The sequence below is a fragment of the Cytophagales bacterium genome (assembly GCA_033344775.1).
GTDB lineage: Bacteria > Bacteroidota > Bacteroidia > Cytophagales > Cyclobacteriaceae > JAWPMT01.
On record JAWPMT010000004.1, the window covers coordinates 1,480,932 to 1,506,676 of the forward strand.

The 25,745-nt window shown below is 43.9% G+C and carries 21 protein-coding genes; 12 read left to right on the top strand and 9 right to left on the bottom strand.

Annotation, left to right across the window (positions count from 1 at the left end):
- The first annotated feature begins 5 nt into the window (after window positions 1-5).
- Together R8G66_15225 and R8G66_15230 are read left to right on the top strand one after the other, a co-directional pair.
- Window positions 6-1,346 (top strand): saccharopine dehydrogenase family protein, encoded by a 1,341-nt coding sequence (locus tag R8G66_15225; GenBank protein ID MDW3193721.1) that lies wholly within the window; start codon window positions 6-8, stop codon window positions 1,344-1,346.
- Window positions 1,347-1,674: 328 nt separating this feature from the next.
- Window positions 1,675-2,370: an SDR family oxidoreductase gene (locus R8G66_15230; protein MDW3193722.1), complete on the top strand. Its 696-nt coding sequence runs from the start codon at window positions 1,675-1,677 to the stop codon at window positions 2,368-2,370.
- Window positions 2,371-2,555: 185 nt separating this feature from the next.
- Here R8G66_15230 and R8G66_15235 read toward each other — a convergent pair whose 3' ends face one another.
- A complete protein-coding gene (locus R8G66_15235) occupies window positions 2,556-3,557 on the bottom strand; it encodes a hypothetical protein (protein ID MDW3193723.1) in 1,002 nt (333 codons plus the stop codon).
- 353 nt (window positions 3,558-3,910) lie between these two features.
- Here R8G66_15235 and R8G66_15240 point away from each other — a divergent pair, with 353 nt between their 5' ends.
- The 8 genes from R8G66_15240 (at window position 3,911) to R8G66_15275 (ending at window position 11,085) form a co-directional block, all read left to right on the top strand.
- Window positions 3,911-4,273: a BlaI/MecI/CopY family transcriptional regulator gene (locus tag R8G66_15240; protein ID MDW3193724.1), complete on the top strand. Its 363-nt coding sequence runs from the start codon at window positions 3,911-3,913 to the stop codon at window positions 4,271-4,273.
- Window positions 4,270-6,018 carry a TonB family protein gene (locus tag R8G66_15245; protein MDW3193725.1) on the top strand — a complete coding sequence of 583 codons (1,749 nt, stop codon included), beginning with the start codon at window positions 4,270-4,272 and terminating at the stop codon, window positions 6,016-6,018. Before R8G66_15240 ends, R8G66_15245 begins: the two co-directional genes overlap by 4 nt.
- Window positions 6,019-6,091: 73 nt before the next feature.
- Complete coding sequence (locus R8G66_15250) at window positions 6,092-7,003, top strand: alpha/beta hydrolase (GenBank protein ID MDW3193726.1); 912 nt, start codon at window positions 6,092-6,094, stop codon at window positions 7,001-7,003.
- A 140-nt stretch (window positions 7,004-7,143) separates the two neighbouring features.
- On the top strand, window positions 7,144-7,722 hold the full coding sequence (locus R8G66_15255) for a Crp/Fnr family transcriptional regulator (protein ID MDW3193727.1): 579 nt from the start codon (window positions 7,144-7,146) through the stop codon (window positions 7,720-7,722).
- A 58-nt stretch (window positions 7,723-7,780) separates the two neighbouring features.
- The gene (locus R8G66_15260; GenBank protein ID MDW3193728.1) at window positions 7,781-8,365 is read left to right on the top strand and encodes an SRPBCC domain-containing protein; all 585 of its coding nucleotides are present in this window, start codon (window positions 7,781-7,783) and stop codon (window positions 8,363-8,365) included.
- On the top strand, window positions 8,362-9,174 hold the full coding sequence (locus tag R8G66_15265) for an SDR family oxidoreductase (protein ID MDW3193729.1): 813 nt from the start codon (window positions 8,362-8,364) through the stop codon (window positions 9,172-9,174). The genes R8G66_15260 and R8G66_15265 overlap by 4 nt, the downstream gene beginning before the upstream one ends.
- Before the next feature lie 342 nt (window positions 9,175-9,516).
- Complete coding sequence (locus R8G66_15270) at window positions 9,517-10,488, top strand: hypothetical protein (protein MDW3193730.1); 972 nt, start codon at window positions 9,517-9,519, stop codon at window positions 10,486-10,488.
- Window positions 10,489-10,560: 72 nt separating this feature from the next.
- Window positions 10,561-11,085 carry a hypothetical protein gene (locus tag R8G66_15275; protein ID MDW3193731.1) on the top strand — a complete coding sequence of 175 codons (525 nt, stop codon included), beginning with the start codon at window positions 10,561-10,563 and terminating at the stop codon, window positions 11,083-11,085.
- A gap of 111 nt (window positions 11,086-11,196) precedes the next feature.
- On the opposite strand, the gene R8G66_15280 is transcribed toward R8G66_15275, so the two are convergent.
- The 8 genes from R8G66_15280 to R8G66_15315 all read right to left on the bottom strand — a co-directional run bounded on the left by R8G66_15280 (window position 11,197) and on the right by R8G66_15315 (window position 24,437).
- Window positions 11,197-11,919 carry a hypothetical protein gene (locus R8G66_15280; GenBank protein ID MDW3193732.1) on the bottom strand — a complete coding sequence of 241 codons (723 nt, stop codon included), beginning with the start codon at window positions 11,917-11,919 and terminating at the stop codon, window positions 11,197-11,199.
- A gap of 3 nt (window positions 11,920-11,922) precedes the next feature.
- Window positions 11,923-12,444 carry a hypothetical protein gene (locus tag R8G66_15285; protein MDW3193733.1) on the bottom strand — a complete coding sequence of 174 codons (522 nt, stop codon included), beginning with the start codon at window positions 12,442-12,444 and terminating at the stop codon, window positions 11,923-11,925.
- A gap of 141 nt (window positions 12,445-12,585) precedes the next feature.
- The gene (locus R8G66_15290) at window positions 12,586-12,942 is read right to left on the bottom strand and encodes a hypothetical protein (protein MDW3193734.1); all 357 of its coding nucleotides are present in this window, start codon (window positions 12,940-12,942) and stop codon (window positions 12,586-12,588) included.
- Window positions 12,943-13,113: 171 nt separating this feature from the next.
- The gene (locus R8G66_15295) at window positions 13,114-16,590 is read right to left on the bottom strand and encodes a CHAT domain-containing tetratricopeptide repeat protein (GenBank protein MDW3193735.1); all 3,477 of its coding nucleotides are present in this window, start codon (window positions 16,588-16,590) and stop codon (window positions 13,114-13,116) included.
- Window positions 16,556-18,604, bottom strand: a complete 2,049-nt coding sequence (locus tag R8G66_15300) for a hypothetical protein (GenBank protein MDW3193736.1) — start codon at window positions 18,602-18,604, stop codon at window positions 16,556-16,558. The genes R8G66_15295 and R8G66_15300 overlap by 35 nt, the downstream gene beginning before the upstream one ends.
- Window positions 18,601-20,604 (bottom strand): OmpA family protein, encoded by a 2,004-nt coding sequence (locus R8G66_15305; protein ID MDW3193737.1) that lies wholly within the window; start codon window positions 20,602-20,604, stop codon window positions 18,601-18,603. The genes R8G66_15300 and R8G66_15305 overlap by 4 nt, the downstream gene beginning before the upstream one ends.
- Before the next feature lie 178 nt (window positions 20,605-20,782).
- A complete protein-coding gene (locus R8G66_15310) occupies window positions 20,783-23,257 on the bottom strand; it encodes an FG-GAP-like repeat-containing protein (protein MDW3193738.1) in 2,475 nt (824 codons plus the stop codon).
- A gap of 232 nt (window positions 23,258-23,489) precedes the next feature.
- Window positions 23,490-24,437 (bottom strand): proline iminopeptidase-family hydrolase, encoded by a 948-nt coding sequence (locus R8G66_15315; GenBank protein ID MDW3193739.1) that lies wholly within the window; start codon window positions 24,435-24,437, stop codon window positions 23,490-23,492.
- Between the two features lie 109 nt (window positions 24,438-24,546).
- Between R8G66_15315 and R8G66_15320 the strand changes: the two genes are divergently transcribed.
- On the top strand, window positions 24,547-25,038 hold the full coding sequence (locus R8G66_15320; GenBank protein MDW3193740.1) for a sigma-70 family RNA polymerase sigma factor: 492 nt from the start codon (window positions 24,547-24,549) through the stop codon (window positions 25,036-25,038).
- Window positions 25,022-25,669 (top strand): hypothetical protein, encoded by a 648-nt coding sequence (locus R8G66_15325; GenBank protein MDW3193741.1) that lies wholly within the window; start codon window positions 25,022-25,024, stop codon window positions 25,667-25,669. The genes R8G66_15320 and R8G66_15325 overlap by 17 nt, the downstream gene beginning before the upstream one ends.
- Window positions 25,670-25,745: the final 76 nt, after the last annotated feature.

Genomic DNA, 25,745 nt, shown 5'->3' on the forward strand with positions numbered 1-25,745 from the left:
CCTAAATGAGCCAACATATACTAATCCTGGGAGCAGGCCGCTCAGCCTCTTCATTGATCCAATACTTGCATCAACAATCAAAATCTGAAGACTGGACCCTTACCCTGTGTGAAAAAAGTAAGGAGATCGGTCAACAACGAGTCAAAGAATTCCCCGGCATTCAACTGACAGAATTTGATGTTTTGAATGATACCGAAGCCAATACGGCATTTGAAAAAGCGGACTTAGTCATTTCCATGCTGCCCGCATCCATGCATATACATGCTGCGAAACGCTGTGCTGCGTTAGGTATCCATATGATCACCGCCTCTTATCTCACCGAAGAGATTGAAGCGCTTTCGGCGGAGTTTGCTGCCAAAGGAAAACTGCTGTTGATGGAAATGGGATTGGATCCGGGGATTGACCACATGTCGGCCATGAAGGTTTTGGATACCATCAAAAAGGAAGGTCATGAACTGACCGGATTTGAGACATTTACCGGAGGTTTGCTGGCTGACAACACAGAGAAAGATAATCCCTGGCAATACAAGTTCACCTGGAATCCTCGCAATGTAGTGATGGCAGGAACCGGCAATGTAAAGTTTGTGCAGGAAGGAAGATTTAAATATATCCCGTACCACAAATTGTTTGGCAGAACCGAGGTGATCCACATCCCCGGTCATGGCTACTTCGAGGGTTACGCCAACCGGGACTCGTTGAAGTACCTGGACCTTTATAATCTGCGAGGCATCAAGACATTGTACCGAGGGACCCTGAGGCGATTAGGTTTCTGCAAAACCTGGGATATTTTTATTCAATTAGGCGCTACGGATGACACTTACGAAATGGAAGATGTGGCTCAAATGACCCATCGTCAGTTCATTAACTCATTCCTATCCTACAACCCTCATGATTCAGTTGAGCTGAAACTGGCACACTACCTGAACCTCGGTTTGGAATCAGAAGAGATGTATCGTCTCAAGTGGCTGGATCTCTTTTCCGATGATCTGATAGGGATGGATAAAGGCACTCCTGCTCAGATCCTGGAGCACATATTGAAAAAGAAGTGGACCATTGATGAGACCGATCTGGACATGATCGTGATGTGGCACAAGTTTGATTTCATCGTGGATGGCCGGCCAAAACAGATCCAATCACACATGGTCGCCATCGGTGAAGATCAAGTGAATACTGCCATGAGTAAAACCGTCGGACTTCCCATGGCCATCGCTGCGAAAATGCTCCTAAAAGGTGAACTCAAACTCACCGGAACACATATCCCTACGCAAGCTGAGATCTATGAGCCTGTATTGGCAGAGTTACAGGAACTTGGCTTTGACTTTCAGGAGAGAGAGACCATTTCGTAAAACATGAACCCCTAACAGTAGTTTGAGACCCTGTTAGGGATAAAAACCATCACAAACCTCATAGGTCCCGAACTACCACTTCACAAAACCTATGAGGTTTTATCATTTACTGCCATTTGTAAGGACACCAACGCACGACGACAGGAAATGCACTGGGTATAGGAAAGTGAAAGGTGAAGATCAATGCGTATCAGGACTCTTACGCATAGACTACTCTTATTTAGACCCTGGTAAGATCCATTCTATTACCGGGAAAGGAATTATCACAAGTATGTTTCACCACGTTACATAAGCAAAGGAATTGATTCATGCTTACTAACTTCCACCTATGAACAAAATTGCACTCGTCACCGGCGCCAATCGCGGAATAGGTTTTGCTGTGGCCAAAACGCTGTTGGAAAAAGATCATTCAGTGATCCTCACCGCCAGAAGTGAAAGTTCCGGTGAGGATGCCCTGACCAAACTCGGCAATCCAGACAATCTCTATTTCCACACCCTTGATGTGAGTGATCAGCATAGTGTTGATCAGATAAGGAACTTCGTGGAGCAGAAATTCGGCCGGCTGGATGTGTTGATCAACAATGCAGGGATCAACTATGACACGTGGCAAAAGGCGGAAAACGCGGACTTGACGAATGTTCAGGAAACCCTGGATACCAATCTGCTTGGCCCCTGGCGCATGACGAATGCATTCATTCCCCTAATGAAAAAAGCCGGCTATGGCAGAATCGTTAATGTATCCAGTGGATCAGGAGCTATCTCCGGCATGTCAGGTGGCACTCCTGCTTACAGTGTTTCAAAAGCTGCCTTGAATGTCCTTACCATCAAGTTGGGTGCAGAACTCCAGGGCACAGGACTCTTAGTAAATGCAGTTTGTCCCGGTTGGGTGAGAACGGACATGGGCGGATCCGGCGCTACCAGAAGTCCGGAGAAGGGTGCAGAATCCATCGTCTGGGCTGCGCAATTGCCGGAAAGTGGACCCAATGGAAAGTTCTTTAGGGATAAGAATGCAATTTCATTCTAGAGAGTTGTAAACTCGGACCAGCTACGGATTGGAATGAATCAACACAAAAGCTCTTAATGAGATAGCAAGGACATTTTTCGCCCATTTGAATATAGGCCGAAAAATTCCGCAATGACGCTTTTGCGGTGGAAACTCCATTTTATCTATAGGCGAAAGTTGCAAACCTTCGCCAGGGGCGTCAGGGGCTATTTCGAAGCCAGATCATCCAGGAGGGTCTTCACTGCTTCCTTCATATCCAACTTCCCTTCGTAATAGCGATCCAGTATGGTTCGTAAGGCTGGTGTATTGTAATTGGAAAAGACATTCTTCGTGTCGATCGTGAGCTGGTGCGACTCGTCAAAAGCAGCCAATTCCTCTTGCGTGGCTTTGCCACAGAGGTAAAACAACCATGCGTGCCAGAGTCCACGAGGGAAATCCATTTCTCGTGCTTCTGCCTGATTATATATTTCATCTCTAACCGGACTTTGATCGAACAGGTAAAGCAAATGAGTCCCTTCATGAAACGTCGTTTCGATGAATTCACTTGTCTCATGGCCTGGATCGATGGTGGAGATCACCAGATTCATGATAGGCCTTGAACTGGAATAGGCACTGGACCAGGAGCCATAGGTTGTCAAGTCCACACGTACCTTTGTTTCAGCAGGCCAGACATTCGCAGACATTTCTTCCATTTTTCGGATCATGGCCTCCTCTATCTGGTAAATCCGCTCAATGTGTTGATCCATGATTTCCCAGTTATGAGATTCATGGAGTTGCCAGAAGTTAGACCGATAGATCGGAGCAACCCTATTCAGTATAGCCGTAAATTCCCTGGTGAATCGTGTATCTGTAATTTGGCCATTTTCAGGTTGCTTGCGAAACCAGGTCCGCATTTGCCCAAGGTCCGTTCTCAGGTCCTTAGCGACCAGTTTTTTCGTGTAATAGCTGATGGCTTGTTGTAGTATTTCCTGATCTTCTTGTGAGAGCCCTTTTCTTATCGGCGCCTCTCCAATATCAAGAAATGTCATTCCGTCTTCTTGCAAGTGTCTCAGCTGACTTCCCGAGGCCTCTTGATACAGGAAATGATGCAGGTTGATCCAGAAGTTGTTCTTGAAACTGAAATACCTGGTTTCACCATATTGTAATGGCTGCGCCAAAAGCGACAACTGAACAAAGCAACCAAACGCTACTAACCAGAAAGACTTCATTGATTTTGAGTATTGATCATGAAGAAAGTTAGTGAGATCAGGATTGAATTCCTCGATTTGAATAATAATTCGATTGATAAGGAATCGGGTTATGAATCGGGGAGTTGGAAAACTCTTAATCTATCTATAGGCGCAAGTGGCAAACTTTCACCAGGTAGGTGATCACTCGCAGACTCCCCTATGATCATAAAAGTTGTGACTTCATTTATAAAGCGCACAATGATCCAGGGAGCGCCGCGAGTGGTTTTATTAAGTCAATTCACTACCCAACTAAATTTTTAGTCAGGTTTTCTTGTTTATTCCTGACTAAGCTTTTAGTTTCGAGCTAAAGTTTTAGTTCAGAGAAAAATTAAATGAAGGAATTAACCAAAGCAGAAGAAGAGATCATGCAGGTACTATGGGACCTGGAATCGGGATTTGTCAAAGACATTATCGCGAAGTTTCCGGAGCCTAAACCTGCTTACAGTACCATTTCTACCCTGGTGCGGATTTTGCAACAAAAGGGCTTTGTGGGACATGAAGCTCACGGGCAGTCTCACAAATATCATCCGATGATCTCCAAAGAGGAGTATACGAGCAAATTCATGACTGGATTTGTAGGCAAATATTTCAGCGGATCTTATCAGAAAATGGTGTCCTTCTTCACCAAGGAAGAAAACCTGAGTCTGAATGAATTGGAAGAGCTCCTAAAAGAACTAAAAAACAAGCAATCATGAGTAATTATCTATTGGAATTGGGCGCGATCCACCTGGCACTTATCCTGGGTTATGGGGTATTGCTTCGAAAAGAACGCCAATACCAGAAGATGCGCATCTACCTGATCGGCTCATCCTTGCTGGCGTTGATCATTCCGCTCCTGAAATTGCCCAAAATCTCTTTTGGTGAGGATCAAGCGGTAGTAGGTGCCATCGAATTACAGCCAATGGCAGTCAATGTACTTCCCGTAGCCACCCCGGCACAAACCTCTATTTGGACACCCGAACTTTTCCTTTATATATACCTCACCATCAGCGGTTTTCTGTTACTCAAATTCCTGGCAAATATTTTCCAGATCATTCGCCTGGAACGCAAAAGCAACCATGAGCGATTTCACAACTTCCATGTTAGAAAAGTAGCACAAGTACAAGGCAGTTTTACCTTTTTCAACTGGATCTTCCTCAATGAAAAGATCAATATGGAACACGAAGATTACCACGTGATATTAAAGCATGAAAAAGCACACGTTTCGCTAGGCCACTCTTATGACTTACTGTTCCTCGAACTCTTCAAAGTGTGCTTCTGGTGGGTACCTACCATTTGGTTCCTCAACAAAGAAATTAGAAAAATACACGAGTACCAGGCCGATGCATACGCCTTGAAAACGTATCACATCGACCAGTATTCGTCTATACTGATCAGTTCAACTTTAGCCACTCATGGATTAAGCCTGGCCAGCTCTTTCCATGATGGATTTATTTTCAAACGATTAAATGCAATGAAGCAAAAAGCAAAAACAGTCCGTCCCTGGAAGCTGGGGGCACTGACGGCTCTTGGTGCGATATTACTGATCGCATTCGCATGTAGCGAAGAAATTGATAACAACCTGAAGGAGATGGGAGAAAATAGTAGTTCCATCACCTTTGACCAACTTCCTGCCGACATGAAGGCTGAGCTCGCCTCCTTAAAAGATGAACTCGCGTTTGTCAGCGTGGCGATTCCCGAAGACAATAATTTTGAGAAGATCGAAGCATTGAAAGAAATGGATCCCGATGCAATCCATACGCTTAACATTGACCGGGAATCTCAACGGATCTTTATCGCACTGAAGAAAGATAGCAGGCACTTTAATTATATATCAGAAAAATCTCAAGCCGAGAGTAACTTGTTTACCCTGGTGGAAGAAGAACCTGAGTATGAGGAAGGAATGCCCGCGTTTTACAAACAGGTCGCGAGTAATATCAAATACCCCAAGGAAGCTCGTAAAAATAATATCGAAGGGATCGTGAATGTCCAATTTATAGTAGAAAAGGACGGAACGCTTTCTGAGGTAAAAGCCATCGATGGTATTGGGTATGGATGTGATGAGGAAGCGGTACGGGTGGTAAAAAGTGTGAATAAATTCAATCCTGGAAAGCAGCGAGGAAAATCCGTGAGGGTAAGGATGGTCATGCCTATACAGTTCAAAATAATGAATGAATTTGTAAGTAAAGACGGAAACCCTGGAGGGAGCATCATTCTGGAAGAAGTCACCACGGATTACGAAAAATTCCAACTTGACGCGAAATTCGACAATGGTCAATGGACTGGAAAAATCATGAGTAGTGATCAAAAAGCACTGCCTGGCGTCAATGTTGTCGTGATTGGTACAACGCGAGGCACCGTATCCGATCTGGAAGGAAATTTCACCATCTCCGCCAGCAAAAATGAAGAATTACAGGTAAGCTTTATCGGGTACGAAAGCATCCTGCTACAACCTGAATAAAAACCCAAAGGTCAAAGTCTCAAGTTCCTATCGGGGGCTTGAGACGTTTACTCCCTCTCAAATGCTTATGGATATGAAATGGATCATCGCTTCTGGTCTTTGGCTGATCTATTGTTATTCGTCGCTTGCGCAACCTCAATTTGTGCAAGTAGATGGTGTGAAAATTCGGGTCAATACCATTGGTATTGAAGAACGAAAAACCGGAGAACCGCTATTGATTTTCGAAAGCGGAGCAGGTACCCCCATGGGCAATTGGGATAAGATCATTGCAGATAGCCTCAATTTGGGAGCCATCCTCGCTTATGACCGACCTGGCATCGGGGAGTCTGAAGCAGTGGATGAAATACCGACACCAGTGAATGTCGCTAATCGACTAGTAAGACTGCTTCATTACCTTAAACTGGAACCACCCTACATTTTGGTTGGACATTCTCTTGGAGGTATCTACGTGCGAGGTTTTGCAGTTTACTACCCTCATAAGTTGGCGGGATTGGTGATCGTAGACCCTGGCGACTTCACAGAGACACAGCTGAACAAACGGGATTATTATGAGGTACTGGACTGGAATGATGATCAGATCGATCAGCACATTCAAATGGAAATCGAAAATCGTGCAACACGTAGGGTAAATGCCCCACCCGCCATTCAGCGAGAGGGCCAGGCCCTGGAAGCCATGCGACTAAAAAATTTCGACGCCATCCAATCCACACCATTGCCCAACATCCCTGTCCATATCATTGTAGGCGGGAAATTTGGTAAACCCGTGGAAAAGCAATCTAAGGAGTACGATGAGGAACGCTATTTCCGATCGAAATTGAAACATCGGGTTTCGAGGTGGACAGATGTCATTCAGTCAGTAGAGCGTGGCATGCTTCTATATAGCGGGGATGCCGGTCATTTCGTCCAATGGGAAGACCCGGAACTGGTCATTACCAGCATCAAACTTGTGCTTAAGGACTATGCTGATATGGTCAAAAAACAGTAGTTGCATCACGCCATAAAATCGCGATACTTTAGGAATCCTCGTTATAAACGAAGATTGGGACTGGGCGAAAAAGAGATAAGCAAAAAGAAATAACTGCGATTCAAAGAAAGTTGTTATCCTAGTATAGGAATTACACCGTCATGGAAGCACTTCAATTTGCAATGCAACAAATGATCAATATCTCCGAAGAGGAGTTGGATGACTTTCTTAGCAGGTGCTTTCCGAAAAAGCTGAAACGAAAGGAAGTACTCAGCCGGCCCCAGACTTATCCCAACGAAGTGTTTTTCATTGTTTCCGGAATCGTACGGGTCAGCGTTCTTGATAAGGAAGGCAACGAACATTCCATACATTTTGCGTTAGAAAATCAATTCATATGTGATTATTCAGCATTCATGAGGAAAGAGCATAGCCTATATACCCTTGAAGCACTGGAAGAAACAGAAGTGATCGTATTGCCCAGAAATGCCATCGAATGGGGTTACAGTAACCTTACAGAAGGAGATAAAATGGGTCGACTGATCGCGGAATTCTATTTCATATATCAAGACAATCGGATCAAGAATCAGTACACCCGTACACCAAAAGAACGTTATGACACCATCACAGAAGTATTTCCCAACATCCACAACCGGGTACCTCAACATATGATTGCCTCCTATCTGGGCATCACCTCTATTCATCTTAGTCGGTTGAAAAAGCAAGACCTGAATAAAACGTAAACATTTGTTATCGTTTTTGAGGACACCCCCGATCCAACTTTGCTGAAAAGCAAAAATCATGTTAAAACCATCTCTAGTTTGGGTGTCACTGCTATTGGCTGTTAGCAGTTGCTATTCCCTAAAAAAACGCATTGAAACGGGTGAGCCATACAATGACCAAATCAATTGGCCTAAAGAAGCAAGCCCCTCCGAAGTAGATTTCTATATCCACAACCGCATAGAGGTTGAGGCTCGGCCGGAAGAAGTCTGGAACTTATTGATCCAGGCAGAATCATGGTCAGAATGGTACGAAGGCATGCAAAATGTTGAAGTGCTCAATGATGAAAATGGAATGATCAGGTCAGCATCTCAATTGAAATTCCATACCATGAATAGGGATTTCGATGCTCAGGTCATTGAATACATTCCAAATGAACGATTGACCTGGGAAACGAACCATCCAAAATTACATGCGGTTCATTCCTGGCTAATTGTCCAAAATGAGAACGGATGTCTGCTCATCACGGATGAAACGCAGACAGGCACGTTAGCCAAACTGCAGAAAGTATTCCTCCCAAATAAACTGCAGAAACTTCATGACATCTGGCTGGGTGGTTTCAAAGAAAAGCTAGAAAATCAATCCAATAAACTTTCAGCAAAATGAGTCTTAGTAAAAACTTCATAAGTAAGTTCCACAAAAAATATGGCGAGTGGGCGGTGATTACCGGAGCCTCCAGTGGCATTGGAAAATGGCTGGCAATCGAAGTGGCTAAATGTGGCATTAATGTCTTATTGGTAGCTAGAAATACCACGGCGCTGGAACGCTTGAAAGAAGAGATCCAAAAGAAATATCAGGTTAAGGCGGCAGTACTCGGCATGGATCTAGGTGCTGATCCTATTGAAGCAATCATCAATGCCACGCAAAATAAGAACGTAGGATTGTTGATTGCTAATGCAGGTTTTGGGACTTCTGGCTATTTTATTAATTCCTCCATCCATGAAGAATTAAATATGCTGGAAGTCAATTGTCGAGCATTATTGGAAATGACACATTATTTCTCTCAATACTTTGCTGAAAAACAACAAGGAGGCATCATCTTGATGAGTTCCATGGTCGGATTTCAGGGTACACCCTATACCGCACACTATGCAGCTACAAAAGCCTATGTCCAAAGTCTGGCAGAGGGACTCTATCATGAACTGAAGGAAAAAAATGTAGATGTGTTGGCGGCAGCTCCTGGTCCCGTGGCAACTTCTTTCGCCAAACGAGCCAATATGGTAATGGATGGTGTAATGAAACCAGAAGACCTTAGCTCCGAGATATTAAAAGCACTGGGGTCAAAAATGACCGTGCTCCCGGGAGGGCTTACCAAACTATTGGTTTATTCCTTGCGAACCGTACAAAGATGGGCAAAAATCAGGATCATGAAACTGGTGATGGGTGGGATGACCAAACATCAGCAGGCTACCTAGTTGCTTTGTACGAGAACCCAATCCTACCTGGTCGCAAACGTAAATTGGATAGGAAACATAAACTCCAATTCATTAAATAGCGAAAGTTGCAAACTTCCGCTAGATAGGATGGGAAAATGTGATCATACGAAGGTTCCAGAACGCGATATAATCGCGATACTTTAGCAATCCTCGTTACAAACGAGGATTAGCAATAGATCCCAATCAGGAATCCTTGTACCTACGGAGGGTTACACTTCGAGGACCTCAGTGTATCCCTATTTGAATGAGCACAAGTAAGATACACACTTTCGATTCTTCTATCTTTAGGAAATGAATGCAAGAAGCTTCAATATTTCATGTATGAAGTTGACCTTATTCCTTTCTCTATTGAACTGTAGTGGTTTTCTATTTGGGCAGGGGAATCAAACAGAAGTACGTATTCATGCTGTTTATGGACTTTCTTCAGAAGAAGTTCAGATGAACTCATTTATCGTGAGCCTCCCTCCTTTGATTACAGAGATCATTAATTCCGATTATTTCCAACATGCAGTGCTCAATACGCCGATGGAATTCAAGCGTCCATACCTCAGAGAAGAAATGACCAATAAAGAAATCCTGAGCAGCCTGTTGGAGGCACACGAAGAACGCTTTGACATCCATTGCCGGTCGGCCGGAATGGAAGAATTAGATATGATTGATACCGAAGATCACGTCATGGATATCGTTCTGGAATTCATGCCTGCTGAGGAAATGAAAGCCAGGAATTGGAGTACAATGACAGCAGGGTTCACACCGTTGGGCTGCCCCTATATTCGGGTATCAAAGCACCATTTCAACCGATACCTTGATAATAATGATTCCGTTGCTGCCAGCAGAATGATCATCCACGAATACATGCACACCCTGTATTTCAATCATGAAACTCAGGAGATCAATCGCAAGGATGTTCCCTACGCAGTGGAGGGAATCGCTAGAGAAACGGCCAGATGGCTGCGATTTTCAAAAGAACAACCTGAAGCAACTGGAAGCTGGAAATGGGTGTATTCGGTGAAAAATGGTCAATTGATCTCGGCGGATGATACGGATGGTTCCTATGAAATTGAATTGACAGAAGAAGGTCAGATCAGGTTCGGGCACAATGGCAAAGTGATCAAAGAAGAGATTGCCAAAGCCTACTACTTTTCTCCGAATGGACAATCTTATGGCTTCTGGAATTATCTGGAAACTACAGAACGAAATGGTGTTGAATTGGTCTTTGATGGCAACAAACTCCGGACGGACTACTTCCCTGAAGCGTATGGCGTTTACAACTTCTTTGAAAAGGTGGAGTGATCCGCTTATAGAAATCCGGACCATACTCTAATCGAAAGTGCTTAGTTTTAGATAGCACTAATCATCTTGCTCATGCGCGCTATCCTGAAATTGACTGCTTCTTTTCTCCTTATTTTATTCACTTGCTGCGCCACAGCACAAGATTCCTATCTGGAAAAAGTAAAAACACTTGATTCCACAATTGAAACGCTCTATGGTGTTATCTCCGGAGAAGCTGGCGAGAAAAGGGACTGGGAGTTGTTCAAATTCCTCTTTACGGACGATGCGCAATTGATTCCTAGTTTCAAAAACGAAGACGGCATAATCACCTACCTGGCGCTAAGCCCGGAAGGATACATCGAAAGATCTGGCGCGTGGCTTGAAGAGAATGGTTTCTTTGAAATTGAAATCAACCGGGTAGAGGAATCTTTTGGTCAAGTCACACATATTTTCAGTACCTATGAGTCCTATCGATCGGAAAAGGATGAAAAACCTTTTGCCCGGGGCATCAACAGCATCCAGCTCATGAAAAGTGTAGATAGATGGTGGATCGTGAATATTTACTGGACTGCCGAATCCGAGGAAAATCCAATTCCTGAGAAGTACTTACCTAGGTAATGCTTTTCTTCTCTCAAGTCGAAGACCTGGTTTAATCCTGTTCCAGGTTCTGCAAGGCGATCTAATCGCGACAACTTAGGAATCCTCGATACAATCGAGGATTAGAAATGGTTAATTGGGCCCGGTAGACACAAAAACCTCCAGTTTCTCTTTTGGCGTCACGATATGGATACGCTTGTCGTGTCTGTTTTGCAAGGTAACTTTCAATCCCTGGACTAAAGAGGTTTCACTTACTTTCTTGTTCTCGGCATTTTCGTCATCACAGTTTTCCCATTCTTTTTCTATGATGATCTTCCCGGTAGATACATTAAAATCTGCATTCACAAAGTATTCGCATGGTGCACCTGAAGTACTGGTATAACCGATGAGAAAAAGCTCATTGTCCTGATAGCGGTATTTATCCGTCACCGACCATTTCCAGGAACTTCCACCAAAATGCTGAATGTTCAGTATTCCAATCTCAATGGACATGGTATCATACGGATCACCCATCATGCCTCCGTCTCTACTCCCGTACAAGGCCTGCAATGAGGATTTCCACTTCACCCATTTACCTGCTTGCTGTTTGTAGATGATCAAATCTCGCTCAACATTCTTGAAAGAGCCTTCATCGATTTCAGCTGTATTGTACGCTACAACAGCCTCCTCGATTCCATCTTTATCCAGGTCGCCATCGACTCGTTCTAGTATATTATATCCTTCCGGAACAGGGATTTCCTGGGGGTCCTGGATTTCCGCTACGGGTTGTTCTTCGAATACTGATCCTCCGCCGGCAGCTTCCTGGGTCGGACTTTGGCAAGCCCACAACAAGGCAATGAATAAAAGACGATACATGGATTAACTAAATATTTTTAAAAGTTTATCGGCTCTTCGAGCCACCGATTTCCGGGTATCCCCGGCAAGTCTTTGCAAATGTGGCAATAACCATGCCTTCAACATAGGATCTTTTTTGGCCCATTTTCCCAATGTTTCCATAGAATTGTTCAGCACGATCCAATCCTGATGATGAGCCAGGTTATTTTTCAACAACGCTTCTGCTTGCTCTAACTGATCTTTGGACATGTCTATTGACAATAGATCGAATAAGTTGGCCAGCGTCCATTGTGTAGAAGCCTGATCAATCGCAGCAATCTCCGTTAGTAAACGATCAATGTAGGGAATAAGTACTTGTTTATGGGCTTTACAAACCCGCTTAACCGCATTTGAAGTCCGCAAACGAACCACTTCATCGTCACTGAAGTAGCAATTGAATAACTCCTCAAACAACGAATGATCTGCAAATACTTCCTCCACCACCTCCAGGGTATTCCCCAGAGAATTAGGATGGCCTCCTGTCAGCCGCTGCTCAAAGTTTTTCATACGTCATGCTGAATTGCCAACTAAAAATAACGTTTCGTGACGCAAGAAAAAAGCAGGATCTCGAATGATCCGGTCTGGCTTAAACGAAGACTACCTTTTCAGCTAATAGGAATCACCTTTTAGCGATAGTAGCGATGAAGTTTAATCCGAAGCCAGGTAATCTAGTGCTTCTGTTCTGGAAGTAAAGGCCCGCATCTTGCTCCCAGTATATTTGGTATAGGCATTTAGAATAAGCTTCTTGAATCCTGTGACGCCCAAAATCGCAGATTTATCGACCTTATGTTGCAGTGGCTTGGCTTTGGTCTTTGCGCGACTCAAAAAATCATTACCCACATTGGCGAAGGTGACGTCTGTCAATACACGTACCTGATCCTTCGAAGCAGCAACTTCTTCCGTCAGCTCATCAATCTTTTTATAAAAGTCATCTTTGGTCTCACAAAGCGAGTAATCCGCCTCAAGAATTCTCTTCTTCTTGTGAATGATATAGTCTACAGACATGGTGTGTTAGCTAGGTGGTTTAAGAATAAGACAGGCAGCCACATTATTTCACGACTACCGCTCTCAAAGTCATATAACACCATTGACTATCCAAGGTTTGGATATCCTGATATAAAATGATGAGTGGTGAAATATGGGCTGAAAAGCTCCATCTGGTAGAAGGTTTGGCAGTTAACTTCCCACCATCACAAACGCTCCCCAGTACACGGGTGATTTGTACTTCTTTTTCACCTTTTTCTGCGCATCAAGGAAAGAAGCGCGTTTGTCTCCGGTCTTCAGGTAATTGCGGTAGAAAGCGATCATTAACTCCTTGGTGGCATTATCATCCACTTTCCAAAGGGACATGATCAAGGTATTGGCTCCCGCCACAAAAAACGCACGTTGTAGTCCATAAACTCCTTCACCGGAGGCCACCTGACCGGTTCCGGTTTCGCAGGCAGAAAGCACGATCATGTCGAGGTTGCTGAATTCCATGTTCATGATCTCGTAGGCGGTCAGCACACCATCTTCGCCGGTATTGGCCATGGTGGACTCCTCACTGGCACCGGCCAACAATAAGCCTGAATACAACATCGGGTCCAGGTACTCCCCTAACCCTGGTCGCTTATCGATGAAAAATCCGTGTGTCGCGATATGGATGATGTCATGATCCAGATTGGCCTTGAAATTGGCTTCAGTAGATTCCTCACCCAGCAACAAGGTCGGTTGCAATTGTTTTTCGCCAAGCGTCGCGTTGATTTCAGTGACCTCTGCCTCCGTTCCGGGCAGATCTGCAATATTTTCAAAAGACGCCAGACCTCTGGTACCAGCAATACTGCCACTATTTTCTCCTGAAAAAGTATAAGTGGGCCGTCCCATCAACAAGATCTTTTTTGATGTATCTATCCCTGATGCTGGTTGTTTTACCCGTGCAATGTCTTTGGTGGATGTCAATTGTACCAGCTCATAATCTTCAATTAAATAAGACTTGGTCTCGCCATTGAAGAGCGTGGCCAGGCTAATCTTATGATAAACGCCATCGGGAGCATAGTAGATCTTCTTGATTCCCAGGTCCTTGATCCGATCATGGATGGGCTTCCAGTAGATATCAAAAGGTTTGGCATTATCGATTTTGAACTTGATGGTGTTTTTATAGAATGCGAAAGACTTTTCGTCCAATACCTCCCCTTTTCCTAACAAGATGAGTTCAGGATATTGAGCTCCGGGCAAGGCCAACAACGCAGTATAAATATTGTCGCCATTGATCTCGGTACGAATGACTTCAATGCTGCACTCATCAGCACCTAAAGCACTACTGACTGATGAAAAATCAGACTTCTCAGCCGCAAAAGTGTTCTCAAAATCCCCGGATGCTCGTGCAATGTCTTTTTCCAGCGTTGCTATCTTCTGGGTCAAAGAATCAAGTGCTTGTTTCTGGTTAGCACTCAGGTCACTTTTTAGCGACTGACGTTTAGCTACCTCCTGGCGTGCCAAGGACCATTCTGAAAAGAGTGCAATCAAATTTTCATCGCCACTTTTGAATATCTGTTCACGAACTCGTTTGGTGGAATTCAGCAGGATTCCTTTCATTGTCAATTCTAACTCGTACCAGGTAGCCAGCATCTGAGGATCAACACGATCTGTTGTAAACCGCGAAACGATGTAGCGTTTCAAATTGTCCTGAAACTTTCGTTTTTCGGTTACGAATTGCTTCTTTTCGTTTTCGGAAAGATAGCTGAAAGATTCTCGGATCTCTTTCAGGACAATGTCCGCCAGATAGGCAAACAAAGGTGCCGCTTCGTCATAGCGTTCCAATCGCGTGTAGGTGTTCGCGAGGTTATTGACGGCCAGTACATAGCCCGGATTGTCATCCGCATAGAATTGCTCGTACAGTTGTTTGGCGTCCAGCATGTATTTCAAAGCCGCTTCATCGTTGCCCTGTGCATCATACAACAAGCCCAGGTTAGACAGCACCGATAAATATTCGGGATGTGACCTACCCACGGAGTTGCCCAGAATTTCCAGGGCTTTCTGATAATCTGACTCGGCGGCAGAAAATTGCTCCGTCTCCTGCAAGTGCAACCCTCGTTTGTTCAACAAGTTGGCATACTCCGGGTGCTTCTCTCCAGTCAAGCTTTGTTGCCAGCCGATGGCTTTGCTCAACAACAGCTCAATCGAATCATTCTCCGGCGTAAAAGAATTCATAATATTGGCCAGGTTAGCGGCCAGAGCCACGCGCAATGACAAGCCTGCATCCTCTTGTGTAGCAGCCTCCAGCCCAACTTTGTAGTATCGTTCCGCCTGGTCATAATTGGCCAGACCTTCCTGCAAGGCACCCAGACTATTAAGCACCGAGGCGTAAGCCCTTGATTGCTCCAGGGAATGATCGAGCAAAGTTTGTCGGGCTTTGTTGAGGTACAGGTCAGCCCCATTGAAATCTCGTAGCAAGTACTTTTGATTCCCCAGCGACTGGTAAGCCTGTGCCAGCTTTTCAGAATCAGCACTGGCATCACGCTCCAGAGCATCGATGTAATTGGTAAACAGAGTCTCAGCTTTCTCGAAACGACCTAACTGTGTCAATAAATTCCCCAATCGCAAAACCACCCGAGAGTAAGAAGTACTATCTGTAAGGCCATTGCGAACATGAAGGTCGAGGCACTTTTCCAGGCCACCTACCTGCTCAAACGGTTTGCCCAGGTACCCATTGACGTCTGCCTGCTCCAACAACACCTGTATCTCATCATTAGTCGTTGATCCTTCTGCTTCCTGGCATTCAGAGTAATATTGATCGGCTTCCGTGTATTTACCCATCAAAACAGCTAGTCGGGCAGCATTTAAATTGAAATTTAAATGTACTTCTGGCAAACAGTGACCGATCGCACACCATTCGACAATACTGCTACTGGTCTCATACGCTTTGGCATAGTCCTTTAGATGAACAAAAACATTATAATAATCTTTCAAAAAGTCGACGTATTCAGCACGGTCCTTCATGTATTCTTTAAGTTCCGGATAAAAGGGGACCGCATCCTCGAAACGTTCGTTGTTCATCAGCAGAGCACTGTAGTTTTCGACCACCTGATAGTAAAAACCTCCTTTGGGTGAGTTGCTCAATATTTCCAGTATCTTGGCATATATCTCAATTGCTTCGTCTGGTTGATCTACACGTCCTTTGGCAAAGGCCAGGTCATCTAAAGTACGGACATACAGTTCATCGATCTTACCGATATTTTTCTGATGCAGGTCCACCACTTGCGACAGGGTACTGTCTGCCTGAATGTACTCTCCACAATTCAAATAATACACGCCCAGATTTCTGATGGTCTGCAGTGTTGTGATCTCAGACGGACCGAATAAGTTCATACGAAGCTCCGCTTCTCCTCTATTGTTTTCAATCGCCTGTGTACAACTATCCAGCTGATAGTAAACCTGTGAAAGCTTAGAAAACAAGTACAGCCTGACAGAGTCTTCCTCTTGATAGGCGGTACCGGAAATGGCAGATTGAAAGCCTTTCAGTTCACCGTATGCTTGCTCATAGTCCTGTTGTGCAATGAGGTCATCAATGGCCGTAGTACTGGCTTGAAAGTCAATGTCCTGTGCCTGAACGCTGCATACAACCAGCAGGAAAAAAACCTTAAAAAACAGATTCGTGCTGAACTTCCCCTTCATAATTGAGTAGTGCATAAACATATTTCTCATCCGTAGCGCTTGATCTGGCAGCTACTGTCAATGTCTGATCATCATTCTTCACCACCCGAACGTCATCCAGCTCATTGGCCAATTGATAATCGAAAACACCCACGGGCTGAAAAGTCGCATCAAATGTATAAGCGCGTAGTGTCGTGGTATTATCAGGATTACTGATGGACGCAAAAACCCAGACTAGATCACCATTGGTAAAGTGGGTGATCACTTCACCCGATGTTGTGAACTTGCCTTGTGCGGTCGTCTTTCCCCGATAGTCCATTTGTACCAATTGGTAAGTGGTGTCATTTTCAGCATCCTGTATCAGCAAGGAATATTGGGCTCGCAGGTAATTGTAAAGCAGGTTCTTCATCTTACCTGCCGGCAACTTGAGGTTGACTTTCTCGGTTCCTGAAGAGTAAAAATGAACGAGGTTTTGTTGATGAACAGACACAAAAGAGGTGTCTCCCAACACTTTGAAATAGGAAGCAGGCACTGCTTGTGGCTTCTCCCACAACAATTTAAAATCCTCCCGATCTTCCTGAATGGACATCATTCGAAGTTCCTCTCCTTGTTTCCCATAAACCAATCGTGTACTGTCGGATGTTTCAATACTCGTATAAATCATCAGCGCATCGCCATCTGATGCCGCATAGTCTGACAACAATAAAGAATCCTGCCGGGCAAACCTTACCGAATCTGAAAGCTCCATTTTTTGTATAGCGGAAAGCTCATAGAGTCGGTCCAGCTCTTCAATAAATGCTTCCTTGTTTTCTTGTCGCTGTTGACCAGAAAAACCTACGGCTCCTTCTGGCATGTCACTGTCATAGAACCAGGAAAAATGCGTCTGATTACGCGGAGATTGTTCAATCAATTGTGCAGAACTATCCGCAGCAAACCAGGAACCATAGATGTTTTGAAACGCGCGGGCTTTACGGGAAATGATATCATCTGAAGGGAGATTATCGATGATGTTGCAGTTCTTCTCATAGACAAACTTATTCCCGAATTCCAGCTTCTCTCCGACATAAGCAAATACATCGATCAAAATAGATTGATTATCATACTTCGTTACTAGGTTGATGATTCGTTGCAGTTTCAGGTTTTCCAAATTCGCTTGTAAGCATTCGTCTCCTTGCAACATGCGACGATTGGTGGCCTGGAAAAAGCGGTAGGCTTCTGTGATTTCTCCTTTGAGGCCATCTACTTCTTCTTTTAAAAGCTGCCTGAAGTCTTTGGACCACTGACCGTAATCCCAAACCACAATTTCATCCGCAAGAAAATTGGAAGGTGTGATGCCGTTCATTCGAAAATGTTCGATCTGCTGCCGTTTGACCAATACCTGACGTTTTCTGGGATGTGGCATCTGCTGGTAAAGATCACGGTATGCTGACAGGTAATACATCGATGAATCAAAGTCCTGTCCTACCTGATCGATGGCATCTTCCAGTGATTTGTCCGCTTTCAGAAAGAGCTCTCTCAGGTTGTTACTACTGTTATTGATCTCCACAAAGCCTTCACGAGACGTCAGGTATTTCTGCACCGCTTTATCATAGTTGCTGATCAACGCTTCGTATCGATCCGTGTAAACCAATACTGAATCGTACAAGCCATCAACTTTTTGATTGATCATGATGACCAATGAGTCTCGCTCCCTGATCTTAGGCAAATTGTACCATTCCGGGTTTTTGATCGCTTCTTTTTCATCATAGAAGCTTTTGGCCAGACCCGCATTGATCTTGGCATTGTAGATATACTGTACTGAAGCGGCTCGACTGATAATCGGATCTGCACTGGAGAAGTAATCCAAATTGGCCTGCGCCAATTGAAAATACACATTGGAGAATTGCGGATTGAGTCGCTGGAAATCCTGCAAGGCAAAAAAGAATTCGTCCTTTGTCTGGCTTCTTTGCGCTTCCAGTATCTTTCGATATTCACCAGCTTGTCCGAGCAAATCAGCAAAAGCAAACAAACACAAAAGGGTCAGTAACTTTCTCATTCGCCTTCACTTAAAATTTTGAATTCCACTCTTCGGTTCTTAGCCCGGTTAGTATCAGTATCGTTAGGAAACAAAGGCGTGGATTCGCCGTACCCCTGTGCAACCAACCGCTCTACCGTAATGGCATGATCTTGTAAATATTCCAGGACCGAATTGGCCCTGAGATTACTCAAGGTCAGGTTGAATTCCTCCCCCCCTACATCATCTGTATGCGCCGCTACTTCCACACGATAGTCAGGATTCTCCAGCAGGTAGGTGACTAACTTGTCCAACTCCTCATAAGATTGAGCACCCAGGTTATAGGAGTTCACTTCAAAGGTGATGTTGTTCAATACGATGGCCTGATTTTTCACCGATTTAAGCTCCGCTTTCACCTCTTTTACAGGTTCTTCTTTGGTAAGGTCTATCTCTGCATTGAAATAACTGTAGCCCTGCGCGGAAGTGCTGATCTCATAAACTTCTCCATCTCGCAATTCCAGGGTGATCTTTCCACCCTTCACCTGGCGTTTGGTTTTTTCATTACGGGTAACATTCAGGACGGTCAATTCAAGTCCCAGGCTATTGCCGGTTTCTTCATCCTCAAAGGTGAGGTCTACGGATTTTACTTTTCGCCGCAGGACAATGTCAAAATCAAAATTCTCAAAAAGCACCTCTTGATCCAGTGGCAGGCTCAAGGTATCTTCCCAGTAATTGTCCGCAGAAAAAACCACATTCAGTTCTTGTCCAATGTCCAAAACGACATTTCCGTTAGAACCTACCTGTGCCAACTGATTGTACGTGCTATCGTAGATCGTGATGATGGTGAATATCGGGAAGAAGAATTCCTCATCGAACACATTGAACGAAGTTTTGACCGCCTCAAACAACTCGAAATCAACTTCCATCTCCTCCACATCCGTGGCAATCAATTGCGATTGGAGTGAGAGTCCTTCTTTGGTGGCCAATACGGAAAATTGCCGATCCCTGGGCAAATACAACTGATAGTATCCATTCTCGTCGCAGATGATGTCCTGATAAGCTTGAGCGGTAAAGGGGTCTACTACCCGGACATTCGCATCTACTGCGGAACCTGATTTGGTGACCGTACCTGACAAACAGGTCATGGCTTCTGGTTGGAGTGAACTCTCCAGCGGGCCACCGCGCATGTTGGAAGACCACCTTCGTTGGTTATCAGAAGTAATGTCTCCGTAGGTGTAATACAGGGTGCTATCTCCTGCAATCGATAATGAACGAATATCTGCATCGGTTTGAATAGAACTGACCAGTTTCGGCGTATAGGACCTTACGCCATCCGATTTAGCCCAATAAATGTTGAATTGATTTCTAGAGACCCTGCGACCTTCAGCATCATTGACATCTTCGTAAGAAGCATAAAAGAATGTCTTATTGTCCCGTGCAAAAAATGGATCGCAAACACAACCGGTATTGTAAGTAGGAGCGAGTGCACGCGGGGCCAGCCATTGCCCCGTTTCATCTTTTTCAATCATGTAGATCTCCTGGCAGAAAACATCCTTTTTTTCTTCCGCGGCAAATGGTCGGGTGAACAGGATTTTCTTCCCATCGGATGATTCGGAAGGTGCCAGGTCATCACGATCTGAGTTGATCCCATTCTCTAACAGTACCGGATCGAACCATGTGCCTCTTGTTAGTTCAGAGGAATAAATATCAAAGTCTGGTTTGCCCTGAGGTCGGGCGGAAATCAATAACCGGGAATTATCAAAGTTGAGTTGCGGGTATTGGAACTCGTACTGACCGTTTGTGGTCGCGTCGAAGATTAGTACCGGGTCGCCCCATCGGGCACTGTCTGTTTCGTAATCGGCAATATAAGGCTTCAATCGACCGTCGTAGTTGGCCATGAATACCATTCGAGTGCCATCAAAAGTTACTTTAGCCTGGGTTACAATGGCATTTGGTAGATTGATCTTCTCAAACTCCTGAGCAAGGATCGGGTGGATACTAAGTAGCAGAATCGCAGCAATAAGCAGGCAATGTCTGTTCATTCGGATAGAAGCAGATTAATTCGTCTAGCGTCGATACGTCGAGCGTCGATACTTTAACAATATTACCACTACCTGGGGGATTCCGCAAGATTAATAGCTTACCTGGGACAATTCGAAGATGAGCACACAATCGATTAATTAAAAAAGTCGGCCTTTCAGGAATGAATTATTCCTTCAATCAAAAATCTCCACTTGTAATTTCCAACCGACGAAATCCTATATTCAATTCAGTTCTTTTTAATTGGGTAATGACTGTATCAGCAGCAGAATAATAGTATAACCCAGTAAAGGAACCGCCAGATTCCACCAATATTAACTCCTTACCAGGCTTGTTTGGATAGAAATCACCCATGACTAGCCCTGTCATGGAACGCTCATCTACAAGCAGTTCTTTTTCATCGTAATCGTTTAAAATTTCCAGGTACTGACCATCAGCCCTAAATGTGTATAATTGTTTGACGGTATCTGAATAAGTAATCAGTAATGCAAGTTCATCTATCCCATCATTGTTTAGATCTCCAGTGGCTACATCCAGGTATTCAAATGCTTTATCTTTTAAAATATTAGATGATTTGATTAGTGACCGCATTTCTGGTGACTTTCCTGGATTGTAGCGCCACTCAAACCAGTGCATGCTTATACCAGGTGCCGATGGGTCGAATACAGCAAATTCCTCTGCCCCATTTCCATTAAAATCGCCAAAGACGACTTGTAGATTCGCAGAAAATTGGACTTCTGAATTAATCTTATACAGCTCATTTTCAATGTTTTTACCCTCCATTACCCTAAATCGAACCGTATTATCGCCTCCGGTCTTATTTAATAATAAGATATCGTCAAGGCCATCGCCATTGACATCACCTGCAACCAATCCGGCAAATTCATTTCCATCATTGAAATTATAAATTGCCACCATATTATTGCCGTAGAAAACCCGCAACTGCGTGTACTTTTCCGTTTCCGGATTATAGGTGATCACTGCCAGATCATCGCTCTTATCTCCATCAAAATTGCCGGATGTGATGAATTTATAAGGATATTCGTAATCTGCTGTGTTCCACTGATAATTAGTTGTATCACCTGATCTGTAATGCATCAACCTTTGGGAAAAACCCTTCGATTGCGCGTCTATCAACATTAATTCTTCCTTTTTTTGAAATTTTTTATAACGGTTGTGGAACCCATTCAATTCGTAATCATGAATTAGACCGTAAACCAGTGTAGCAAAACCAGTATTTTTCACATACCTTCCAGAAGACTTTGGATTACTAAATTGAAGCCGCCATTGGTTTCGGCCGGGACCATATTTGCTGACAAAAGCGATTTTCATCATCCTACTGAGGATGGCATCCAAATATTCCTTTCCATTAATCCCTGGATGATTTTCGATGACAAGACTCCTGGCCATCAACAATCCCATAATCGCCTCCATACTTACCAATGCTGGCGTTTCCTTTCTATATTGAGTTATTCTTCCGTTTCCTCGAATCCTGCGACCGAGTTGACCTGGGTCATTGTAATCAATGAAATGATTGATTGAGTTGACAATACATGTAGCAATCTCCTGCCCCAGATCAACATCTGAATCGGAAATACTATACAGCGATGAAAGTCCGGTGATGATAATCCCGTGATAATGAGAGTGACTATCGTGTAAAGAATCTATAGCAGGTGTCTTCCAGGAACCATCCGCTCTTTGATACTTCTTAAGTTTGTGAAAAATAGATATCGATAAGCTCCTAAAGTCTTCATTACCAGTAATTTTATACGCCTCGGAAAGTGCCCAAATTGCATGGCATCTATAATTGATATTCTCTTTGTGATTCGTTTTCTTATTTTCATCAATGAGAATATTGTACCAGGTTTCTTTCCTCAACGGTTGATAGAACTGCTGATTAAAACGAACAAAGGAATAGGCAGATTTTGAAATCACATCTATCAACGCACTTTCCGGTACGGAATCCGGAAAGCCATGTTGTTTGAAAAGCCAATAAGCCTCTATTAATCCTAACATACCGTAACTGTGAACATAAGCATCGAAAGACTTCTGACTTGTCTGGCTCCTTCTAAATAGAAAAGTCTTGTTACCGTCAGCTTCAAACTCTTTTAACAAGTAGGTTACTCCATTTTTAACAACCGTATATAAGAGTTGATCCTCGACTTTTCTTTCATCATATTGGTCAATAAGCATTCGACTGTATCCTACAATTCTTCGACTCACATCCCTGATAAGAGGTTGATGAGCTGCTCCGGTGCCAATCCATTTCAGATAAGTCTCTTGCCACTTTTCCTGAGCGGGCAAATTGGACGGATCATAAAAAGAAGGTGTATGGTGATAATAAATGGTAGAATCATGATCAAACGGATAGGTTCTGAAGCCTACTGATCTTTGATAATAGCCATTACCCCAAGCACCAATGATCCTATCCCCATATTGTTTGACGCCATTTGAATCGATTTCCTGGATCTCATAGGGATCCCTGATACTCTCATTATAGCGGTGAATATTTTTGAATGACTCCACTAAATCATTCAACTGAAAATCAACTGCCTCAAAGTCAGGATCACGAATTTCAAGTGATTGTGCCTGCGCATGATGCAGACCTATTAAAAACACAAAACACAAACACGTATTGGTGTAAGTTCTTTTCATCGTAAGTGATCAGAGTAGCGAAATAATTGTTTTCTAAACACCAAGGTTTCGAACCGAAGCTTTAGTTATCATGTCTAACAAAGTTAGAAAACTAATTACAACATGAATTTTCATATAACTATCCCAATTCCGGAAATCTGGCCTCATTCTCATTAAGAAATTAGCTAACAGATTAGATTCGAAACGCTATTTGATCAGCTGGCCGTTGTAGACCAATAACGCTAAAAAAAGATTAATTATTGGTGTCCTGCTCTTCTAAAAACGAATCCACGGCAGCTACCAAAGCAGGTAGGTTATCGTTCATGGTCGAGTGACCAGCTCCGGGGATCATCACGAAGCGGGAATCAGGGGTGAGTTTGCTCAATCGCTCGATGGTCGATGGTCGCGCCTCGTCGAATTCGCCAGTCGTAAAAAGTGCAGGCACTTTAACCTCTTTCAGTGACTGATGATTGTCATAATCTCTTAAAGTTCCAGTAGCCGTGAACTCACTGGGTCCCCACATGAAGTTGTAAATGAATGAACTTCCCTGGGGTCTTTCCATTTCAAACGGCAGTGTCAATCGCTCATTTCTCCGCCCATGCTGACTCAGAAAATAGGTGTTTGCTGCTTCGTACTCAGGAGTAGTAAATAAACTATCGGCTTCCGCTTGTCGGATGTCTGATTGAATGTCTTTCGGCAATCCGGCGATCAGTGTATCTGCATCTGCGGTCCAAATGGGTGTACTGAAATAAGGGCTATTGAATACCATTGCTTTCACCGCTTCCGGATATTTATCATAATATTCCAAAGCCAATGCCGTACCCCAGGAATATCCCAGGACATAGAGTTCCTCCAATTTCAGTTCCTTCCTAACTGCTTCTACTTGCTCAACAAAGTTGTCTACTTTTAGCAGGGACGTATCTTCATGAATGGTCGAACGACCTCCTCCCAGCTGATCAAACATGATTACCGGACGGTCTTTAGCGATTTCGTACAGGTACAAGAATCCGTAACCTGTTCCTCCAGGGCCTCCATGTAAGCACATGACAGGTGTTTGATCTCCTTTTCCCATGACACCATACCAGACCTCACCTCCTTTCACTTTCACGTGTCCTTGCCGGGTATATTTCCACTTGGGAAGATCAGCCGGCTGAAAGGCAAAGAGAAATAGACAACATACGGCAAGTAGATGGCTTTTCATGGCGAGACTATTTGACTGTAATTTAGAATGAGCTTTAAAACATTGAAAAAAAATTGGATAAGGGGTGTAATAAAATAGACCGACAGCCACTAATCGAAGAAAAATTACGTTGAGTAGCGATTTTTATCAACATTCGATCCTCCCATATGCAGGGATCATCATCAAAATCTGCCGGGCCTACACGGATTCCGAAGAAGATTTCGAGGATTACTATCAGGAGGTGTGCCTGCAGATCTGGAGAAGCCACGAGCAATTTAGTGGACAGTCAGAATGGTCGACGTGGATCTATCGCCTGGCCCTGAACGTCTGTCTTACACTTCTAAAAAAGCGGAAGAACAGCGATCGTCACTTTGTCTCTGATGTTGTTCCTGTTGCAGTGGAAGAAACGATCCAGGCTTTTTCCGATGAGTCATTGAATGAACTGTATGCAGCCATCAAAAAACTATCTGAAGTGGATCGGGCTGTGATCATGCTCTACCTGGAGGAAAAGTCCTATCAGGAAATCGCAGAAATCATGGGGACCAACCCCAACAATATCGGCGTAAGGATCAAACGAATTAAGGAACGCTTAAAAAATTTATTAGATGGAAAGGTCAATTGAAAGCATTTGGAAAGAGGGCTTTCTGAATACGGAAACGCTGAACACCCCGAAGATCAACAATTTGTACAGCCAGAAATCACTGCACATTGTCGAACGCTTTAAACGAATGGGCAAGCGAAATTTGTATGGAATCGTCATTGGAGCAGTCGTTCTTTTTCTGTATACCCTTTGGGTTAAAATAGCCTGGGTAGGCGCATTCATTGTTTTGTTATTATCATACTTAATCTGGGTCGGTAAGCGACAAGCGAAAGAATTGGAACATATCCAGTACGGAGCGAGTAGCTATATATACTTGTGTTCCTTTAATCATTGGTTACAAAACGCCATAGAGGAATACCGACGAATCTACCGCTACATTTACCCTATCTTATTCCTATCAATCATAGTGGGTATGCTCTACGCGGAATTGCCGGGATTCGAAAGCCTTATTACACGAATTATGAACGACCCAAATACAACACTTGTCCAGGGCCTGCCTATTTTTTGGATATTACCTATTTCCACCTTCATCATCGCAGCTTTTTTCCTAAGTGAGTTCCTGTATAAATTCGATCTTAATGCAATTTATGGTGGCATCTTCCGCAAACTGGAAGAATTGCTACAGGATATGGAGGAATTGAGGGAGGGGTAAGCCTTGCCATTACCAGGTTCGACATTGCAAATATCGAACAGCTCATAGTCAGCCTATGCCGGTGTTATCACCGGCA

Bases quoted from the DNA above. Each gene is read 5' to 3' on its own strand.
- R8G66_15280 (MDW3193732.1), bottom strand. From the start codon at position 11,919: ATGTATCGTCTTTTATTCATTGCCTTGTTGTGGGCTTGCCAAAGTCCG.
- R8G66_15295 (MDW3193735.1), bottom strand. From the start codon at position 16,590: ATGAAGGGGAAGTTCAGCACGAATCTGTTTTTTAAGGTTTTTTTCCTG.
- R8G66_15235 (MDW3193723.1), bottom strand. From the start codon at position 3,557: ATGAAGTCTTTCTGGTTAGTAGCGTTTGGTTGCTTTGTTCAGTTGTCG.
- R8G66_15225 (MDW3193721.1), top strand. From the start codon at position 6: ATGAGCCAACATATACTAATCCTGGGAGCAGGCCGCTCAGCCTCTTCA.
- R8G66_15265 (MDW3193729.1), top strand. From the start codon at position 8,362: ATGAGTCTTAGTAAAAACTTCATAAGTAAGTTCCACAAAAAATATGGC.
- R8G66_15230 (MDW3193722.1), top strand. From the start codon at position 1,675: ATGAACAAAATTGCACTCGTCACCGGCGCCAATCGCGGAATAGGTTTT.
- R8G66_15255 (MDW3193727.1), top strand. From the start codon at position 7,144: ATGGAAGCACTTCAATTTGCAATGCAACAAATGATCAATATCTCCGAA.
- R8G66_15250 (MDW3193726.1), top strand. From the start codon at position 6,092: ATGAAATGGATCATCGCTTCTGGTCTTTGGCTGATCTATTGTTATTCG.
- R8G66_15315 (MDW3193739.1), bottom strand. From the start codon at position 24,437: ATGAAAAGCCATCTACTTGCCGTATGTTGTCTATTTCTCTTTGCCTTT.
- R8G66_15245 (MDW3193725.1), top strand. From the start codon at position 4,270: ATGAGTAATTATCTATTGGAATTGGGCGCGATCCACCTGGCACTTATC.
- R8G66_15240 (MDW3193724.1), top strand. From the start codon at position 3,911: ATGAAGGAATTAACCAAAGCAGAAGAAGAGATCATGCAGGTACTATGG.
- R8G66_15290 (MDW3193734.1), bottom strand. From the start codon at position 12,942: ATGTCTGTAGACTATATCATTCACAAGAAGAAGAGAATTCTTGAGGCG.
- R8G66_15285 (MDW3193733.1), bottom strand. From the start codon at position 12,444: ATGAAAAACTTTGAGCAGCGGCTGACAGGAGGCCATCCTAATTCTCTG.
- R8G66_15325 (MDW3193741.1), top strand. From the start codon at position 25,022: ATGGAAAGGTCAATTGAAAGCATTTGGAAAGAGGGCTTTCTGAATACG.
- R8G66_15305 (MDW3193737.1), bottom strand. From the start codon at position 20,604: ATGAACAGACATTGCCTGCTTATTGCTGCGATTCTGCTACTTAGTATC.
- R8G66_15275 (MDW3193731.1), top strand. From the start codon at position 10,561: ATGCGCGCTATCCTGAAATTGACTGCTTCTTTTCTCCTTATTTTATTC.
- R8G66_15300 (MDW3193736.1), bottom strand. From the start codon at position 18,604: ATGAGAAAGTTACTGACCCTTTTGTGTTTGTTTGCTTTTGCTGATTTG.
- R8G66_15260 (MDW3193728.1), top strand. From the start codon at position 7,781: ATGTTAAAACCATCTCTAGTTTGGGTGTCACTGCTATTGGCTGTTAGC.
- R8G66_15270 (MDW3193730.1), top strand. From the start codon at position 9,517: ATGAAGTTGACCTTATTCCTTTCTCTATTGAACTGTAGTGGTTTTCTA.
- R8G66_15310 (MDW3193738.1), bottom strand. From the start codon at position 23,257: ATGAAAAGAACTTACACCAATACGTGTTTGTGTTTTGTGTTTTTAATA.